Genomic DNA, 18,138 nt, shown 5'->3' with positions numbered 1-18,138 from the left:
TTACCCGGCAGGGGAAGGTGTGACACCTGCGGTCAGAGGTGTTCCCAAGGACGAGCGAGCCGGGAGGCCGCTTCGAGCATGAGCGCGTGCACGAACGCCTGCGGGATGTTTCCGCGCAGTTGACGCTGGTTGACGTCGTACTCCTCGGAATACAGCCCCGCGGGGCCGCAGGCCGCCCTGTTGCGTTCGAACCACGCCCGGGCCTCGGTTTCCCAGCCCTGCTGGTGGGTGGCCAGCGCGGTGATGAACCCGCAGAGCAGGAAAGCCCCCTCGGCCTCGTACAGCGGGCGCTGGTCGTGCCGGAACCGGTAGACGTACCCGTCCTGGGTCAGTCCGTCGCGCACGGCGCCGAGTGTGGCCAGGCTGCGGGGATCGTCGGCGGGTATGGCCCCGCGGACGGCGCACAGCAGCAGTGCGGCGTCGACTCCGGGATCGTTCGGACTGCGCTGCCAGCGCCCGGAGGGATGCAGGCAGTCCCGTGTGGTCTCGGCGACGATGGCATCGGCCAGCGAGGTCCACGACGCGGCCTGCGCGGTGGCGGCACCGGACCTGGCGACGGCACGCAGCCCGGCGGCACAGATCAGTCGAGAGTGCGCCCAGCGGTCGGGAGCGAGTTCCCACACTCCGGCGTCGGGTTCACCTCGGCGCTGCTCGATCGCGGCCACCGCGACCTCCACGGCGCGCCAGTGCTCGGTGTCGAGGCGGTCGTGGCGTGCCGCGGCGGCGAACAGCAGCAGTGCCTCCCCGAACGCGTCGAGTTGGAACTGGTCGGTGACCTTGTTGCCCGCCCGGTTACCGCCACCCGGGTAGCCGCGCACGCGCGGCAGCGTGTACGTCTCGGGTACCCGTCCTCCCTCCACTGTGTAGGCCGGGTGCAGCGACGGCCCGTCGGCCAGCAGACGCTCGGCGATGAAGCCCACCGCGTTGTCCAGCAGCGGATGCGGCCCGTCGGCGGCCACGGCCTGAGCGGCGTAGCACTGGTCGCGGATCCAGGTGTAGCGGTAGTCGTAGTTGCGACCGGCCTCGGCCCGTTCGGGAAGCGAGGTGGTCACGGCACCGACCATTCCGCCGCTTGCACTGGTCAGCCCGCGCAGCACGGCGTAGGCGTGGTGCGCGTCCCGCTTGCCGAGCGTCGCTCCCATGTCGGGCACGCTGCGCCGCCAGCGATTCTCGGTGGCTTCCCAGGTCGGGGCGGCCTCCGCGGGCCCGGAGGGCAGCGGCCGGTCGGAAAGCTCCAGCACCAGATCGTGAAACGATCCGTGCGGGACGGTCAGCGTGAACGCGAGGGCATCACCGTCCTGCCGGGCCTCCTCCGCGCCCGACCACCGCAGGTACAGCGGTCCGACCCTGCCGGTCCAGACACCGTCGTCGACGGAGAGCTTGCGCAGCGAATGACGCCCGAAGCCACCCTGCGGGTCGAGCAGAACCCGCACCTCGGCAGGCCCGTCGAGGGCCTGCACGCGGCGGAGAACGACAGCGGTGTGCGGATCGCCGGGAAAGGCCAGGGCCTCCCGGCACTCGATCGCCCCGGAGGAGGTCATCCACCGGGAATGCCAGATCAGCGTGCCCTGCTCGTAATAGCCACCCCAGACATACCAGGGATCGCTCGGACTGACCGCGTACGCACCGGCTCCACCGATCAGGGAGGAGAACACCGCGTCGGAATCCCAGCGCGGGGCGCACATCCAGGTGATGTCACCGCGCGGGCCGATCAGCGCGCCGCGCTCCCCGTCGGCCAGCAGCGCGTACTCGCGCAGGACCTCGGGACGGAAATCCGGTACGTCGGCCACGTCAGAGCCCGGCGGACCTGGTCTGCGCTCCCGTGCTCTCCGAGGAACCGAGTGATCCCGAAGACGGGCAGCCGGGGCCTCGAGTACCGACGAATGACCGGGTGTGGTGTTCCGGCAGGATCACGCCCGTCCTCCCGAGTGATCGTGGAGCGTGCACGGTCCGGCATCACTCTATGGCGCCGCTGCGACCCTCGCAGCCGGATGCGAGGGGACCGGAAGTCCGGCTACCGCACCCGGGCGGACTTCCCGGCCCGGTGAGTGGCGAGTTAGGGCAGGGACCGCAGGAACGCCGCGATCTCCGTGCCGATGTCCTCGCCCGAGTCCTCCTGCACGAAGTGACTGCCCGCGACGCTCACCTCGGTCTGGTTCGGCCAGGAACGCGCGAAATCGCGCTGCCTGCCGGTCAGAATCGCGCCGGGCTCGGCGTTGACGAACAGCTTCGGCAGATCGCTGCCTGCCAACCATTGGCCGTAGGAGCGGACGATCTCGACGACGTCGTCCGGTTCACCCTCGATGGGAACCTCGCGTGGCCAGGTCAGCGTCGGCCGCCGGCTCTCACCCGGGTTCGCGTAGGGGCGGCGGTATTCGGCCATCTCCTCGTCGGAGAGATCCCGCAGGACGGAGCCGGGCAGCACCGTCTCCACGAACATGTTGCGCTCCAGGACCATCTCCTCCCCGGCGTCCGAGCGCATCCCCTGAAAGATGCGCCGTGCCGATTCGGGCCAGTCCTGCCAGGTCACCGGCATGACGATCGCTTCCATGTAAACCAGCGCCCGCATCGCCGCAGCATGCCGGTGCGCCCAGTCGAACCCCAGTGCCGAGCCCCAGTCGTGCACGACGAGGGTCACCCGGTCGTCGATGCCGAGCGTTTCCAGCAACGCATCCAGACAGCGGCGGTGGTCGACGAAGCGGTAGCTGCCGGGGCCGGAATCGGCAAGCCCCTCCGAATCGCCCATCCCCAGCAGGTCCGGCGCGATGCACCGGCCGAGCTCGGCAACCTGCGGAATGACGTTGCGCCACAGGTACGACGAGGTCGGATTGCCGTGCAGGAACACGATCGGGTCCCCGGTGCCCACCTCCACATAGGCCATCCGGTTCCCGAGTACGTCGGCATACTTCTTCGGGTAGTGCTGGTGCGTTCCCGCCACGTCGGCTCCTGATCGTCTCGATCGATGTTCCGATACGGAAGAACGCCACCGAGCGGCCACGGTGACGCTCGGCTTCGTGACCACCGGCTCGCTTTCTGATGCTCCAGCCTCGCCGATCGGGCGAGGCGCCGCATGCTCGGCGTGGCCACACGGGGAGTCAGCGGCGTGTGGGCACCGGCACCCGCATGAGATCCTCGGCGAGCACGATCTCACCGCCGAATTGTTCGGCGGCCTCGTCGCGGAAGCGTTCCGGATGGGGATACCGCTGCGAGAAGTGGGTGAGCACAAGCTTGCGCACGCCGCACTCGGCGGCCACCCGCCCCGCCTGGGCCGCGGTGAGGTGCGCGTACTCGTCGGCCAGCGAGCCGTCCTCGGCGAGGAAGGTCGCCTCGATCACCAGCAGATCGGCGCCGTCGGCGAGTTCGTGGACCGCATCGCACAGGCGAGTGTCCATGATGAAAGCGGCGCGCTGGCCACGGCGCGGCTCGCTGACCTCGCCCAGGCCGACGGTGCGCCCGTCGACGTCGAGGGTGCCGTTGCGCTGCAGCAGACCGACCCGCGGCCCGCTGATGCCGAACCGGTCCAGCAGTTCGGGCACCATCCGCCGCCCGTCCGGCTCGACCAGCCGATACCCGAAGGTCTCGACCCGGTGATCGAGCCGCCGGGCCCGCAATTCCCCGAACGTCCCGGCGGCGATCCACCCCTCGCGCTCGATCGGTTCCTCGCACAGCTCGGCGATCTCGTGGAAGGCACTGGCATGGCGCAGCCGCTCGAAGAAATGCCGCCCCGACGCCGGATAGTGCGCGCGTACCGGGTGGGCCACCCGGTCCAGGGAGAGCCGCTGGACGACTCCCGGCACCCCGAGGCAGTGATCACCGTGGAAGTGGGTGAGGCAGAGGCGGGTGATGTCGTTGGCGGACACCCCGGCCTGCAGCATCTGCCGTTGCGTGCCCTCTCCGGGGTCGAACAGCAGCCCCTCGCCGTCCCAGCGCAGCAGATACCCGTTGTGGTTGCGCCGACGCGTGGGTGCCTGGCTTGCGGTACCCAGCACGACCAGTTCCCGAACCGACACCCGATGACGATACCTGCCGCCGACGGGTGCACACGGATGCGTTGCGGCGAACGGTTCACGACCAGTCGACCGCGTGCATGGTCGATGTCTGCGCGCGGAACTCGTCGATGTCCTCGATGGACAGCGGCGGGGGAAGGGAGTGGCGCGGCGGCAGGGACCGGAACGCGGGTGTGTAGCGCAGGCTGCTGCCCGCATCGAGCGGGTAGGCATCCTCGTCGACCCCGAGCACCTCGCCCGCGCCGGCGGCCTGCTCGGCCGCCAGCGCACGCCACCGGTCGACGGGCACCACGCCCGGCGACCACAGGCCCTGCGAGAAGAGATTCACGTGGATGTCGCGGAACCGCTCGGTCGCGTGCAGGTAATCCCGCAGGGCCTCGTAGGCGGGCTCCATGTTGAACCGCAGCCAGAACGGCACCGCCCCCAGCCGCAACGCCCACATCGGATCGAACTGGACGTAGCTCTCGGCCAGCAGGCGATCGCCGGGCAGGCCGCGCCTGCGGTACCACCACCGGTACAGATCGGCGACGACGGGGCTGAGGTCCTGCGGCTCGGCCACCGTGATGCGGTGCACCGGGTGGCCGAACCGCTCGGCGAACCACGCCACGTCGGACTCCAGTGCCGGGTCGAACCCCCATTCCGCCTCGGGACGGCGCGCATCGGGCTCCGGTGGATCCCAGTGCCGCCACGGCGAGCCCTGCTGCCGCAGGTACTCGGCCACCCGCTCGCCGCTGTGGTGATACTCCTCCTCGGGAAGGCCGCCGAGGCATCCGAACTGGAAATACGCCCGCTCGCCGACCTCGCGGGTGCGCCACGTGCGGGTGCAGTCGAGCAGGATGATCGGGGCACCCGGCGCCAGTCGCTGCTCCAGGAAGCGCTCGTGGATCCTGCCCAGGCGCAGCCGCTTGAGCCGCAGGTAGGCCAGGTTCTGCAGCATCGGACGGTCCTGAGCCGGATCGTGCATGTGATACACCGCGAGCTCGGGATTGCGCTGCGCGATCCGCCGAGCCGTCGGAGCGACGGCCCGCATCGCCCCCACGGGATCGTCCGGATCCGTGGCGGTGTCGCGCGCGCCGACGAGCAGCGTCTGGGGCAGGAAAGGGGCCCGCAGCGCTGCGGCGAGATGCACCGCCGCCCCGCTCGCCGCTCCCAGCACCACCGCCGGGTACCGCTCACCCCGGTACTGCCGGGTGGCCCAGTGCGCGAGCTCGTCACCGTCCAACCGGGAGACCCGGTCGAGCGGTACGGCCTGCAGGAACCCCATGGCCTCGAACAGATCCCGCCGCGCGGTGTGCGGAAGAGCGGCCAGGGCTCCGGCCAGCAGCGGGGAGGCGGGGCCCGCCGACATGGCCCGGTGATCCCTGCCGCGCAGGAACCGGCCGAGCGCACGAACCATGTTGACCGACGAGTCGAAGTCGGTCAGCAGTCGTGCCGCCCGGGCGTGCTGCCGCATGCCGCTCATCGGTCCTCGCTTCCGGTCCGGTCCAGCAGCGAGCAGGTGATCCGCGCGAGCTCGGCCGGTGCCGAGTAGTTGAGGATGTGTCCTGCTCCCGGAATCTCGGCCGAATACCCCTGCGGCAGCAGTGCGGTGCATTCCCGCGTCCAGGCACGGGGGACGATCGTGTCCCTGCTTCCCCGTACCACGACCGCCGGGGTGCGGATGTGGCCCAGTTTGCGTTCCACCGGGTCGGCGAGCAGGAACCGCGCGGTCGCCCGGAGCCTGCGGGGGCCGCACCTGAGGTAATCGCGGACGAGGAGGCGGGTCAACCCGACCCTCTCCCAGCGCATGTCGACCAGTATCCGTCCGAACTGGCGCGGGTACGAGCGGGCTCGGCGATCCACGGACGGGCCGCTGAGCACGACGGGGCCGAGCAGTTCCGGGGAATGCACCGCGAGGTCGGCGATCACCTGGCAGCCTGCGGAATTGCCCACCAACGCCGCACCGCCCCGCCCGGTCGCGCGCATCCAGTCCCCGAGGGCGGTGGACAGTCCCCGCACGTCCAACGGCTCCGCAGGCCCGAGAGTGCTCCCGAAACCGGGAAGGTCGACGGCGACCACCCGGAACCTGCCGGACAGACGCCGCGCCAGCGGGCCGAAGTAGCGGTGCGAGCATCCCCACCCGTGCACGCACACCAGGTCGGGCGCGTCCGCCGGTCCGAGAACGGCCGCGTGGACGCGGGTACCTGCGGACGCGGTGAATTCGGGCCGGCCCCAGCCGGTCAACGCTGCCGCCTGCTCGCCGACGCCACGGCAGCCCCGAGCAGCATCGCGGCCGTGGCGGTGCGGCGCAGCGCGGTACGCCGCCCACCGTGCCAGCCCCCGCGGGCTGAACCGGTTCCCGCCGCAGGTTCGTGGAGATTGCCGGAACCGGCCGGTGCGGGATGCTTGCGCGACAGGTGCCTGCGATGCACCTGGAACGCCATCAGTTTCTCCACGAAACCGGGCGTGAACTTCGACTGCAGCACCAGCGATCTCCCCATCGGGCCGACGACGACCTCACGCCGGGGGCGGCGGACCAGGCTCACGATCGTATGAGCCACCCGCTCCGGGGTGTAGACCGGCGGCATCGCCCGTACCTCGCGCCCGGTGTAGTTCGCCGCTTGCTGGAACAGCGGCGTGTCGATCGTGGCGGGCAGCACCGTGCACACCTTCACCCCACGTGCACCGTCCAACCACAGCTCTTGGCGCAGGCTCGTGCTCAGCGCCCTGATCGCGAACTTCGTCGTCCCGTAGGCGGGGGTGTAGGGCTGGGCGATGACGCCGACGATCGAGGAGACGTTGATCAGAACTCCCCGACCCTGCTCGCGCAACACGGCCAGCGCGGCACGGCAGCCGTGCACGTAACCCATCAGATTCACGTCGACCACGCGCCGGAAGTCCTGCAGCGGAGTGTCCTGGAAAGGCCCGAACACGGTCACCGCGGCGGCGTTGATCCACACGTCGATGCGCCCGAACCGGTCCAGGGCCTGCCGGGCGACCTGCTGCACGGCATCGGCGTCGGTGACATCGGCGGGCACCACGATCGCCTGCCCACCGCGAGCGGTGCACTCCTCGGCGACCTGCTGCAGGGCGCCTTCGCGCCGCGCGGTGAGCACGAGCGCGCAATCGTGTCCGGCGAGCGCCAACGCCGCCGCTCGCCCGATGCCGCTGGAGGCACCGGTGACGACCACGACTCGATCTTTGATCCGCATGCCGTCGAAGTACCCAGCCGGGGACGGTTCCACGCGGAAGCCGGTGGCACTGCGGGCAGCTGCACCCCACGCAGCGCGGGACGGGAAGCCGTCCCGTCTCCTTGTCTCACTCGTTGGGGGAATCGAGTGGCGTACCACTCCGCTCGCAGGCACGGTAAGGCAGGCGGCGCAGGGCGAGCGGAGGTGACCGATGGTCAGCAGGCGGCAGGTGCGAGAACTTCTCGACCAGGGCCTGGACTATCGAACCATCGGCGAGCGCCTGGGCATCCCGGCGGGGCAGGCCCATCTGATCGCCACCGGCGTGCCCGCCGACGGTGGCGACACGGTCACGGCCGACGATCGGCGGCGCAGTGGAGCGCAGCCGGCGAGCCAGCACCTGGCCAACCCGCCCACGGAGAACCCGACGTCCAAGGAGATGGTGCGCGAGTGGATCCGGTCCCGAGTCCGGGCCGACCCCCAGTTGCGCGAGGCCACCGCGCGGCGTGATGCCGTGCCGGGCCGGATCCGGGAGCCGGACGTCGGGAACGGCCTCGCGGTCCTCACTCGCGAGCACAACCGGATCGCGGCGATGGTCAAGGAACTCAAGACACTGCCCGGCCACAGTGACGGTGGATCACAGGAGCAGATCTCCCAGCGCGGTCAGCTCGTCGAGATGATCGCTACCGCGATGAGCCGGCACGAGACGATCGAGAACGAACACTTCTGGCCCATCGTGCGCCGGGTATTGCCCGATGGGGACAGCTGGGCCGACGGCGCTGCGCAACGGCAGCAGCAGGGGCAGGAGACGCTGGCCGCGCTCGGTGAGCATCCCGCCGACAGCGAGGAGTTCGACCAGCTGGTGGGGACGCTGATCTCGCAGTCGCACCAGCATGCGGCCTACCAGGACCACCTGTTCCTCGAGCTGCACCGGGCGATGCCGTCCGGTGAGCTCGAGGAACTGGGGGAGACGTTGCGCCGGGCAGGCAGCCAGGACAGCAGCCGGTGAGCCGGCATCGACAGACATGATTCGGGAGGCATCCGATGGGTGTGCGTGACTGGCTCGGGTGGCCGCTCTTCCGGCAGCTCGGCGCCGGAGACCCCTACGGGCGCGGCGCTGCGGCGAAGAGCTCGACCAGCGAGCACCTCACCCCGCGCACGCAAACCGCGCAGAAGGTCGTCAAATCGGTCTGCCCCTACTGCGCGGTGGGCTGCGGCCAGAACGTCTACGTCTCCGACGACAAGGTCACCCAGGTGGAGGGCGACCCGGACTCGCCGGTCAGCCGGGGTCGGTTGTGCCCGAAGGGCGCGGCGAGCCTGCAGTTGACCACCGGCTCGGCCCGCATGCACCAGGTGCTGCACCGGCGCCCGAACAGCACCGAGTGGGAAACCCTCGATCTCGACACGGCGATGGACATGATCGCCGATCGCGTGATCGCCACCCGGCGACAGGGCTGGCAGTGGGAGCAGAACGGGGTGCGCACGCGCCGCACGATGGGCATCGCCAGCCTCGGCGGGGCCACATTGGACAACGAGGAGAACTACCTCATCAAGAAACTGTTCACCGCGCTCGGAGCCGTCCAGATCGAGAACCAGGCGCGTGTTTGACACTCCTCCACGGTTCCCAGTCTGGGAACCTCGTTCGGGCGCGGTGGGGCCACGACCTTCCAGCAGGATCTGCAGAACTCCGACTGCATCGTCATCGAGGGTTCGAACATGGCCGAGTGCCATCCGGTCGGCTTCCAGTGGGTCATGGAGGCCAAGGCACGCGGCGCGACCCTGATCCACGTCGATCCGCGGTTCACCCGCACCAGCGCGCTGGCCGATATCCACGTGCCGCTGCGCGTGGGCAGCGACATCGCCTTCATCGGCGGGATCATCAACCATGTCCTGCAGAACGAGAAGTACTTCCGGGAGTACCTGGTCACCTACACCAACGCTCCGACGGTGCTCACCGAGGACTACGCCGACACCGAGGACCTCGACGGTGTCTTCTCGGGGCTGGATCCGGAGTCGCGGATCTACGACTTCCACACCTGGCAGTACGAGGGCACCGAGGTGCAGGCCGCCTCCGGCAAGCGCGACAAGGAGTACTCCGACCGGGTGCAGGGAAGTTCCGGCGTGCGCCAGGCGGGTCGCGGTGAGGCGCACGGCTCGGGCGGGGCCGAGGTCACCGCCCAGATCACCAACGACGAGACACTCGAGCACCCGCGTTGCGTGTTCCAGGTGCTCAAGCGGCACTACGCCCGCTACACGCCGGAGGTGATCGAGGAGATCTGCGGCGTGCCGCAGGAGACGTTCCTCCGGGTGTGCGAACTGCTCACCAGCAACTCCGGACGGGACCGGACGAGCGCGTTCGTCTACTCGGTCGGCTGGACACAGCACACGGTGGGCGTGCAGTACATCCGGTCGGCCGCCATCCTGCAGAGCCTGCTGGGCAACATCGGCCGCCCGGGCGGTGGGGTGCTCGCGCTGCGGGGACACGCCTCGATCCAGGGCTCGACCGACATCCCGACGCTGTTCAACCTGCTGCCCGGCTACATCCCGATGCCGCACGCGCACTCCAACGAGGACCTCGACGCGTTCATCACCGCGGAGGCCACCCGCAAGGGGTACTGGGCCGAGATGCGGGCCTACATGGTCAGCCTGCTCAAGGCCTGGTGGGGTTCGGCAGCGACTCCGGAAACCGACTTCTGCTTCGACTACCTGCCCCGGCTGACCGGCAGCCACAGCACCTACGAGACGGTCCAGTCCCAGCTGGACGGGGAGTGCAAGGGCTACTTCCTGATGGGGGAGAACCCCGCCGTCGGATCGGCCAACGCGAAGATGCAGCGGCTGGGAATGGCGAACCTGGACTGGCTGGTGGTCCGCGACTTCTCGCTGACCGAGAGCGCCACCTGGTGGAAGGACGGCCCGGAGATCGCCACCGGGGAGTTGCACACCGAGGACATCGGTACCGAGGTGTTCTTCCTGCCCGCCGCCGCGCACACCGAGAAGGACGGCAGCTTCACCAACACGCAGCGGTTGCTGCAGTGGCACCACCAGGCCGTCGAACCCGCAGGCGACGCGCGCAGCGATCTGTGGTTCACCTACCACCTCGGTCGGCGCATCCGGCACAAGCTCGCAGGCAGCATCGACGAGAGGGACTTTCCGATCCTCGATCTGACCTGGGACTATCCCACCAAGGGCGAGATCGACGAGCCCGAGGCCGAGTCGGTGCTCGCCGAGATCAACGGCTGGGGTGCCGACGGGAACCCGTTGACCAACTACGAGCAGCTCAACGCCGACGGCTCGACGGTGTGCGGCTGCTGGATCTACTGCGGCGTCTACACCGACGGCGTCAACCAGGCGGCCCGGCGCAAGCCGCAGGTGCAGCAGAACTGGGTCGCCACCGAGTGGGGCTGGGCGTGGCCGGCCAACCGGCGCATCCTCTACAACCGTGCCTCGGCCGATCCGGAAGGCAACCCGTGGAGCGAGCGCAAGGCCCTGATCTGGTGGGACGCGGAGAAAGCGCAGTGGAGCGGGCACGACATCCCCGACTACGACAAGTCCAAGTCGCCGCACTACCGCCCACCCGACGGCGCGCAGGGCGCGGAGGCACTGTCCGGGTTGGACCCGTTCATCATGCAGGCCGACGGCAAGGCCTGGCTGTTCGTGCCCGCCGGGTTGACCGACGGTCCGCTGCCGACCCACTACGAGCCGCAGGACTCGCCGGTGAGCAACCTGCTCTACACCCAGCAGCGCAACCCGGTCCGCCAGATCCAGCCGCACCCCAACAACCGCTACCAGCCCAGCGGTGAAGACCCGGGCACGGAGGTGTATCCGTACGTGCTGACCTCCTACCGGCTCACCGAACACCACACCGCGGGCGGCATGTCCCGCTGGTTGCCCTACCTCTCGGAGCTGCAGCCGGAACTCTTCTGCGAGGTCTCGCCGGAACTGGCGGCCGAGCGGAACCTGGAACACCTGGGGTGGGCCACCGTGGTCACCGCACGAGGCGCCATCGAGGCCCGCTTGCTGGTCACCGAGCGGATGACGCCGATGACCATCCAGGGCCGCCGCACGCACCACGTCGGAATCCCCTACCACTGGGGTCCCAACGGCTACAGCACCGGGGACTCGTTCAACGATCTGTCCTCGATCTCGCTGGACCCCAACTCCCACATTCAGGAGGTGAAGGCGTTGTCCTGCGACATCCGTCCCGGGCGTCGCCCGGTGGGGGCGGACCGCGCCCGACTGGTGCACGAGTACCAGCAGCGCGCCGGAATCACCGAGCGGACCGGAACGGAGGTGTGAGGTGGCCACGAACTCGCACGCGTTGTACGGAGAGGCCGATCCGGCCACGCTGGGCGGCTACGACGAGCCCCCGCCACGCATGGGCTTTTTCACCGACACGTCGGTGTGCATCGGCTGCAAGGCCTGCGAGGTGGCGTGCAAGGAGTGGAACGCCATCCCGGAGGACGGCCTCGTGTTCACCGGCATGTCCTACGACAACAGCGAGGGCCTCGGGGCCGACACCTGGCGGCACGTGGCCTTCATCGAGCAGCGCAAGCCGCTGGCGATGCAGGACCCCGGCGTGCAGCACGAGGACGTCGACGTGCTGGCACTGGCCTCCCAGGGGTCGGGCACCCCGCCCGAACAGGCGCGGATCACCCCGACCACTCCCGGCGAACCCGGGCAGATGCGCTGGCTGATGGCCTCGGACGTCTGCAAGCACTGCACCCACGCCGCCTGCCTGGACGTGTGCCCCACCGGCTCGCTGTTTCGCACCGAGTTCGGCACCGTCGTCGTGCAGGAGGACATCTGCAACGGCTGCGGCTACTGCATCCCCGCCTGCCCGTACGGGGTCATCGACCAGCGTCAGGAAGATGGCCGGGCCTGGAAGTGCACGCTGTGCTACGACCGGCTCAGCGGTGGGATGGAACCGGCCTGCGCCAAGGCGTGCCCCACCGATTCCATCCAGTTCGGACCGCTGGACGAGCTGCGCGAGCGTGCCCGCGGCCGGGTCGACCAACTGGTCGAGGCAGGCGAAACCGGTGCCCGGCTCTACGGCGAGGATCCCCACGACGGGGTCGGCGGCGACGGCGCCTTCTTCCTGCTGATGGACGAACCGGAGGTCTACGGGTTCCCGCCCGACCCGGTGGTCACGACCCGGGACCTGCCCGCGATGTGGCGCTGCGTCGGCGCCGCCGCGCTCACTCTCGCCGCCACAGCGGCGGCCTCGTTCGCCGGTGCGATGTTCGGGAGGCGGCCATGAGCGATTCGGAAGTCACCAGGCAGGGCCTGCGCGGAACCAGGCCCGACCGGGAAGCTCTGATCGGCGTCGCCGCGGGGCGGGACGGCGAGCAACCCCCGGGCGGCGACACCGAGTTCACCTCGTACTACGGCCGCCCCGTCATCAACAGCCCCGTCTGGGAGAGCCCCGACATCCCCGGGTACCTGTTCCTCGGCGGCCTCGCCGGTGCCGCGTCCCTGCTGGCATCCGGCGCGGACCTCACCCGCCGACCCGAGCTGGCGCGCGTGGCCAAGGCCGGCGCGTTCGGAGGGGCTGCACTGTCGGTCGCCGCGCTGGTGCACGATCTCGGCAAACCCGGCCGGTTCCTCAACATGCTGCGGGTGTTCAAAGTGACCTCGCCGATGAGCGTCGGGTCCTGGCTGCTGGCCGGATTCACCCCCCTGGCGGGTATTTCCACGGTCTCGGCATGGACCGGCCGCGCGCCCCGTTGGGGAGCGACCGCCACCGCCGGGGCGGCCGCGCTCGGCCCCGCCGTGGCCGCCTACACCGCCGCGCTCGTCAGCGACACCGCGGTACCGGCCTGGCACGACGGCTACCGGGAGATGCCGTTCGTGTTCGTCGGTTCCGGTGCCACTGCCGCCGGTGGCCTCGGCCTGCTCGCCGCTCCGGCCGCGCAGGCAGCCCCGGCCCGCAACATGGCCACGTTCGGAGTGGCCACGGAGCTGACCTCGGGGCAGTGGATGGAGCACCGCCTCGGCATGGTCGCCGAACCGTACTCGTCCGGGCGTTCGGGGCGGTACATGCGGGCGGGCAAGGTGCTGTCCGTGGTCGGGCTGGCCGGTGCGCTGCTGGGGCGGGGCAATCGACTCGTCAACGCCCTGTCCGGCGCGACTCTGCTCGCGGCTTCCGCCGCCACCCGGTGGGGCGTCTTCCACGCGGGCACGGCCTCGGCCGACGATCCCAAGTACACCGTCGTTCCCCAGCGCGAGCGGCTGCGCCGCGGTGAGCAAGCTCGTTCCGGTGATGCGCACACCGCGCCACCGGACCGGACGCACTAGAGTCCGTTGCGGGACCCTGCCCTCTGTCGGAGGAGGAAGGCAAGGATGTAATGGGCTCTTCACCGCAGCATCCGCTCGAATCGGTTCACCGAGCCCGCGACGCGCTGCAGCAGGCCACCACCGCCCAGGCCCACGCCGATCCCGCGCGGCAGGACCTGCCCGCCTACGGCTCGGCGCTGCTGGGCACCCTGAGCGCACTCGGCGGGCTCACCCGCGTGCTGGCCGACCAGCTCGAGCAGATCGATCGGGAGCGTGTTCGCCGGGAGGCTCTTCGGGACCATCCGCACGAGGCGGTCGAGCACGCCATCGAGCACCTGAACAATCTGCGCCGGGTGTTGAACATGGCCGTGGCCGACGCCGAGAACTACTGGTCGACCGTCGAGCACTTCTGGGCCGACACCGAATCGCCGCCCGAGGACCGGGACTGAAGACGCCGGTCTCTGCTCAACTCCGATCCAGTACCTGCCGCAGGCGTACCGCGACGTGCAGGGCCGCAGGCGAATCCGGCCCGGTGATGTCGTACCCGAGGCACCGGGAGAGCTTGCCGAGTCGCTGGTACAGCGTCTGCCGCCGAAGATGCAGCCGCTGTGCGGTCTCGGTTTTGCTGGCCGCGCAGTCGAAGAAGGTCTCGAGCGTGCCCAGAAGCCTGTCCCGGACCTGCGCGGGCTGCTGCAGGATCCCGCCGAGTTGCTCGGCGACGAAATCGTGCAGGGCCGTATCGGCATCCAACCGGTGTGCGAGCCTGCGAAGGGAGCAGTCGGCCGCGTCGACCACCCCGCGTACGGCTGTGGTCGGCAGGTCCGCCTCGAGGCAACGACGTGCTTCGGCGGTGGTGTGGGGGAGGTGTTCGGTGCTGCGGGCCAGCGGCCCCACGGCGAGGGTGTGGAACCGGGTATCGGTGTCGTGGGCCTGACGCAGGTCGTCGACGAGTGTCTGCCTGGCTTGCTCGGGGATGTGGGACGGCAGGGCGACGATGGCCAGTAGTTCCCCCTCCGCGAGATGGCTGAGGACTTGCCTGCCGTGCCGCCGCATGGCGTGTTCGAGCGCTCCCAGATGTCCCTTGCTGACGTGTGCTGCGGTGACGGCCACGAAAGTGCCGGCCGAGGACAGTTCCGAGGCTTCGACCAGCGGCAGGAACTCGGTCTCGGAGTGATCGGGGTGCTGCAGCGCGTGAAAGAGAGCTCGGGTGGCCTGGCTGCTCGGTGCGGGAGATCGAGTGCGGAGCAGGGCGAGCCCGAACGCCTGCGGGGCACGGTCGAGGGCCGCGTCGAGCACGGCGGGGTCGGGTTCGGGGCCGGGATGAAGAACGAGCCGTGCCGTGACCACGCCGTGGACGGTGATCGGCGCCTCGAGTGGTTCGGCGGATTCCTCCGGGTCCTGTGGTGCGGTGTGGGTGGCTGCGAGCGGCTCCCCGGACTCGTCGTACACCGTGATGTGCGTGTCGGTGCTCGCCGCGAGAGTCTCGGCGAGCCCCTGGAGATCACTGCCGGAAGTCAGCTGGGTCGAGAGTTGGTCGGACAACGAGTCGGCGATCCGCAGCCGGTGCACCGAGTCGTTGATCAGCACGGCGTTGATGCTCTCGGTGACTTCCACGAACGGCACGGTGCGACCGAGCTGGATCAACGCGAACCCCTGCTGCTCGGCTTCGTCGATCAAGGCCTCGGGGAGTCCGGTGCCCTGTTCGGAGGTCTCCACCGCCACGCCCGTGACCCCGCGTGAGGCCAGCTCGCGGATGTAGCGACGTTGCCGTTCGGGGGATGCTTCGGACAGGACGAAACCCCCCGTGAGCAGCAGTTCTCCGCCCCGCAGGAGTGGGGCGATATCCAGGATCTCGCTGGAGTGCACCCAGCGCACCGAGCGCGCCGTGTGTTCCCGGCCGGTCAGCAACACCGGTTCGGCGGGCGACAAGCTGGGATGGCTCAGCACCCCGCTCAACGGTATCGGCATGACGTTGTGTCCATTCCGTCGAAGATTCTGAGTGACAAAACGTACCTTGTCCTGACTCCTTTGGACCAGAAGCATGGCGGAATCAACTGATGCCGTGCGGAGGCAACACATGGAAACCAACGCTGTACACAGCGCTGACAGCGAGCAGGAGAACCTGGAGCAGGTCCTGCAACCGATTCCCGAACGAGCGCGAACATCCCGCGTGTCGGGACAGTTCTGGATCTGGGCAGGGGCCAACATCGCGCCGATCAACTGGGTGCTCGGTGCGCTGGGGATCCACCTGGGTCTGGGGCTGACCGACACGCTGATCGTGCTGATCGCGGGCAACCTCGTCGGGATGGCCCTGTTCGGCCTGTTCGTGCTGCTCGGCCAGCGAACCGGAGCCACGGGGATGGTGCTGGCGCGCGCGGCTTTCGGCCGGCGGGGCGGCTACGTGCCCGCAGCCATCCAGGCGGTGCTGGCGATCGGCTGGTGCGCCGTCAATACCTGGATCATCCTGGACCTGGTCATGGCGCTGTTCGGCGAGCTCGGGATGGTGGACCCCGAGGCGTCGAACTACGCCGCCAAGATCGCGACGGCCGCGGTGATCATGGGCATCCAGGTGGTGATCTCCTGGATCGGATACCGGGCCATCTCCGGCTTCGAGCGGTGGACGGTGCCGCCGACGATCGTGGTGCTGATCGCGATGTCGCTGGTGGCGTGGACGCAGCTGGACATCGACTGGAGCTACGCGGGACCGCCGGGAGAGGTGCTCACCGGCACGGAACGCATCGCCGCGATGACCGCCGTCATGACCGCGATCGGCATCGGCTGGGGCATCACCTGGTTCACCTACGCAGCGGACTACTCGCGGTTCGTCAGCACCGCGGTGCCGCGCCGCAGGCTCTACCTCGCCAGTACGCTGGGTCAGTTCCTGCCCGTGGTGTGGCTGGGTGTGCTCGGTGCCTCCCTGGCGACCAAGAACGGCCAGGTCGATCCCGGTCGGCTGATCGTCGACAACTACGGCTCCCTGGCCGTCCCGGTGCTGTTCCTCGTCGTCCACGGGCCGATCGCGACGAACATCCTCAACATCTACACCTTCGGCGTGGCCGCACAGGCCATGGACCTGAAGATCTCCCGCCGGGCGTTGAGCGTGCTCGTGGGCGCCTTCTCGATGCTGTGCGTGGTGTTTTTCATCTTCCAGGGCGAGTTCGCCACCGTGCTCGATTCCTGGCTCGTCTCGCTGGTGGCCTGGATCGCCTCCTGGGGTGGTGTCATGCTCGTGCACTTCTACTGGCTCGAGCGTGATGCCCGCCATACGACCCGGCTGTTCGAGCCCGTCGGCACCGACCGGCTCCCGAACGTCAACTGGGCCGCCATGGTCGCCTTCGGCGCCGGGGTGATCTCCACCTGGCTGTTCATGTACGGCGCCCTGGACATCTTTCAGGGCCCCATCGCCACGGCCATGGGCGGGCTCGATCTGTCCTGGCTGGCAGGCGGCATCGTGTCGGCGACCCTGTACGCCCTGCTGGGGCCCGCCGTGCACCGGCGCTACCTCGCGCGGGACGTGACGCCGCCTGCGACCGCCGCGCAGGAGCACGACCGGATCGATTCGCCCGCAACGGTCACCGACGGCTCCTGAACGAAGTCCGGCACCCGCCGGATCCCGATTTCGATGACGCATTGTGGAGAGTGACCGTGATACTTCCCGACGGCTCCTTCCCGTGGCCGGACGGCTACCGGGCGGCTGCCTCGTTCACCTTCGATGTCGACGCCGAGTCGTGCGTGCTGGTCAACGACCCCGGTGCGAGCAGTCGCATGTCGCTGATGGGGCACCAGGCCTACGGGCCCCGCGTCGGCACTCCGCGACTGCTGCGGCTGCTGGAGCGCCAGGACATCCGGGCGACGTTCTTCGTTCCCGGGTATACGGCCGAGTGCTATCCCGACATCGTCCGTGCCATTGTCGACGGTGGGCACGAGATCGCCCACCACGGTTACCTGCACGAGCCGATGCAGGGTGTCGACGAGAGCACGGAGGCCGGCTACCTGGATCGCGGACTCGAAGCGCTGGCGCGCGTGGGGGCGTCCCCCGTAGGCTACCGAGCACCGTGGTGGGAGATGAACTGGCACACGCCACGGCTGCTGGCCGACCGCGGTTTCCGCTACGACTCCAGCCTCCTCGACGACGATGTGCCGTATCGTCTCGCGAGCTCGGGGCCCGGCTCGGCCTCGCTCATCGAGATCCCGGTGGACTGGGCGCTGGACGACTGGGAGCAGTACGCCTTCTACCCGGGCTGGACCGGTAGCGGCGTGATCGAGGACCCGCAGAAGGCTCTGCGGATGTGGGGCCTCGAAGCCCGGGCCCGCCACGCCGAGGGCGGCTGTTTCGTGCTGACCAATCACCCGTTCCTGTCCGGCAGGCCCGCCAAGGCCCATGCCTTGGAACAGTTGATCGAGCAGACCAAGGACCTGGAAGGCATGTGGGTGACGACACTGCAGGAGATCGCTGCCCACGCCGAGAGCGTGTGCGGATCGGCACGGGTGCCTGAGCGGATCTCCGAGGTGCCTGCCTGAGAGCCCGTCTTGGGACTTGGTCAGGTGGTTGCTGAACCGTCGTCTCAGGCGGCGCCTTGCGGCGTTGCAGGCCACATCGAGTAGCCACTTCTCCGCCACGTGGCCTACTGCTTGCTGATGCCCGCCTGCGGGCATTCCGATCGAATACGCCGGAGCGGGTCACTCTGCTC

Annotated in this window: 14 protein-coding genes; 7 read left to right on the top strand and 7 right to left on the bottom strand. The window is 69.4% G+C overall.

Annotated elements, in window-relative coordinates; translation table 11 throughout:
* Positions 1-32: 32 nt before the first annotated feature.
* The 6 genes from DFQ14_RS06125 to DFQ14_RS06100 all read right to left on the bottom strand — a co-directional run bounded on the left by DFQ14_RS06125 (position 33) and on the right by DFQ14_RS06100 (position 7,198).
* Positions 33-1,790, bottom strand: coding sequence for a glycoside hydrolase family 15 protein (locus tag DFQ14_RS06125; protein WP_246195377.1), 1,758 nt, complete (start codon positions 1,788-1,790; stop codon positions 33-35).
* A gap of 266 nt (positions 1,791-2,056) precedes the next feature.
* A complete protein-coding gene (locus tag DFQ14_RS06120; protein WP_257233586.1) occupies positions 2,057-2,938 on the bottom strand; it encodes a haloalkane dehalogenase in 882 nt (293 codons plus the stop codon).
* Positions 2,939-3,095: 157 nt separating this feature from the next.
* Positions 3,096-4,010, bottom strand: a complete 915-nt coding sequence (locus DFQ14_RS06115; RefSeq protein ID WP_114452041.1) for a ribonuclease Z — start codon at positions 4,008-4,010, stop codon at positions 3,096-3,098.
* A gap of 55 nt (positions 4,011-4,065) precedes the next feature.
* The gene (locus DFQ14_RS06110) at positions 4,066-5,469 is read right to left on the bottom strand and encodes a hypothetical protein (RefSeq protein ID WP_114452040.1); all 1,404 of its coding nucleotides are present in this window, start codon (positions 5,467-5,469) and stop codon (positions 4,066-4,068) included.
* Entirely contained in the window at positions 5,466-6,230 is a 765-nt protein-coding gene (locus DFQ14_RS06105) for an alpha/beta fold hydrolase (protein ID WP_114452039.1), read from the bottom strand. Before DFQ14_RS06105 ends, DFQ14_RS06110 begins: the two co-directional genes overlap by 4 nt.
* Complete coding sequence (locus DFQ14_RS06100; RefSeq protein WP_114452038.1) at positions 6,227-7,198, bottom strand: SDR family oxidoreductase; 972 nt, start codon at positions 7,196-7,198, stop codon at positions 6,227-6,229. Before DFQ14_RS06100 ends, DFQ14_RS06105 begins: the two co-directional genes overlap by 4 nt.
* A 190-nt stretch (positions 7,199-7,388) precedes the next feature.
* On the opposite strand from DFQ14_RS06100, the gene DFQ14_RS22545 reads away from it, so the two are divergent.
* The 5 genes from DFQ14_RS22545 to DFQ14_RS06070 all read left to right on the top strand — a co-directional run bounded on the left by DFQ14_RS22545 (position 7,389) and on the right by DFQ14_RS06070 (position 13,896).
* A complete protein-coding gene (locus tag DFQ14_RS22545; RefSeq protein WP_114452037.1) occupies positions 7,389-8,183 on the top strand; it encodes a hemerythrin domain-containing protein in 795 nt (264 codons plus the stop codon).
* A 35-nt stretch (positions 8,184-8,218) separates the two neighbouring features.
* Positions 8,219-11,470 carry a formate dehydrogenase gene (gene fdh / locus DFQ14_RS06085; protein WP_179951505.1) on the top strand — a complete coding sequence of 1,084 codons (3,252 nt, stop codon included), beginning with the start codon at positions 8,219-8,221 and terminating at the stop codon, positions 11,468-11,470.
* Positions 11,471-11,549: 79 nt separating this feature from the next.
* A complete protein-coding gene (locus tag DFQ14_RS06080; protein WP_114452171.1) occupies positions 11,550-12,431 on the top strand; it encodes a 4Fe-4S dicluster domain-containing protein in 882 nt (293 codons plus the stop codon).
* Complete coding sequence (gene nrfD / locus DFQ14_RS06075) at positions 12,428-13,468, top strand: NrfD/PsrC family molybdoenzyme membrane anchor subunit (RefSeq protein ID WP_114452034.1); 1,041 nt, start codon at positions 12,428-12,430, stop codon at positions 13,466-13,468. The genes DFQ14_RS06080 and nrfD overlap by 4 nt, the downstream gene beginning before the upstream one ends.
* 50 nt (positions 13,469-13,518) lie before the next feature.
* Complete coding sequence (locus DFQ14_RS06070) at positions 13,519-13,896, top strand: hypothetical protein (protein WP_114452033.1); 378 nt, start codon at positions 13,519-13,521, stop codon at positions 13,894-13,896.
* Between the two features lie 16 nt (positions 13,897-13,912).
* Here DFQ14_RS06070 and DFQ14_RS06065 read toward each other — a convergent pair whose 3' ends face one another.
* A complete protein-coding gene (locus tag DFQ14_RS06065) occupies positions 13,913-15,415 on the bottom strand; it encodes a PucR family transcriptional regulator (RefSeq protein WP_158546663.1) in 1,503 nt (500 codons plus the stop codon).
* 109 nt (positions 15,416-15,524) lie between these two features.
* On the opposite strand from DFQ14_RS06065, the gene DFQ14_RS06060 reads away from it, so the two are divergent.
* Together DFQ14_RS06060 and DFQ14_RS06055 are read left to right on the top strand one after the other, a co-directional pair.
* Positions 15,525-17,036: a purine-cytosine permease family protein gene (locus DFQ14_RS06060; RefSeq protein WP_246195376.1), complete on the top strand. Its 1,512-nt coding sequence runs from the start codon at positions 15,525-15,527 to the stop codon at positions 17,034-17,036.
* A gap of 56 nt (positions 17,037-17,092) precedes the next feature.
* Positions 17,093-17,968: a polysaccharide deacetylase family protein gene (locus tag DFQ14_RS06055; protein WP_246195374.1), complete on the top strand. Its 876-nt coding sequence runs from the start codon at positions 17,093-17,095 to the stop codon at positions 17,966-17,968.
* Positions 17,969-18,138 lie beyond the last annotated feature (170 nt).

The organism is Halopolyspora algeriensis, assembly GCF_003337235.1.
Classification (GTDB): Bacteria; Actinomycetota; Actinomycetes; order Mycobacteriales; family Pseudonocardiaceae; genus Haloactinomyces; species Haloactinomyces algeriensis.
This window is presented reverse-complemented; position numbering and strand designations above follow the sequence as displayed.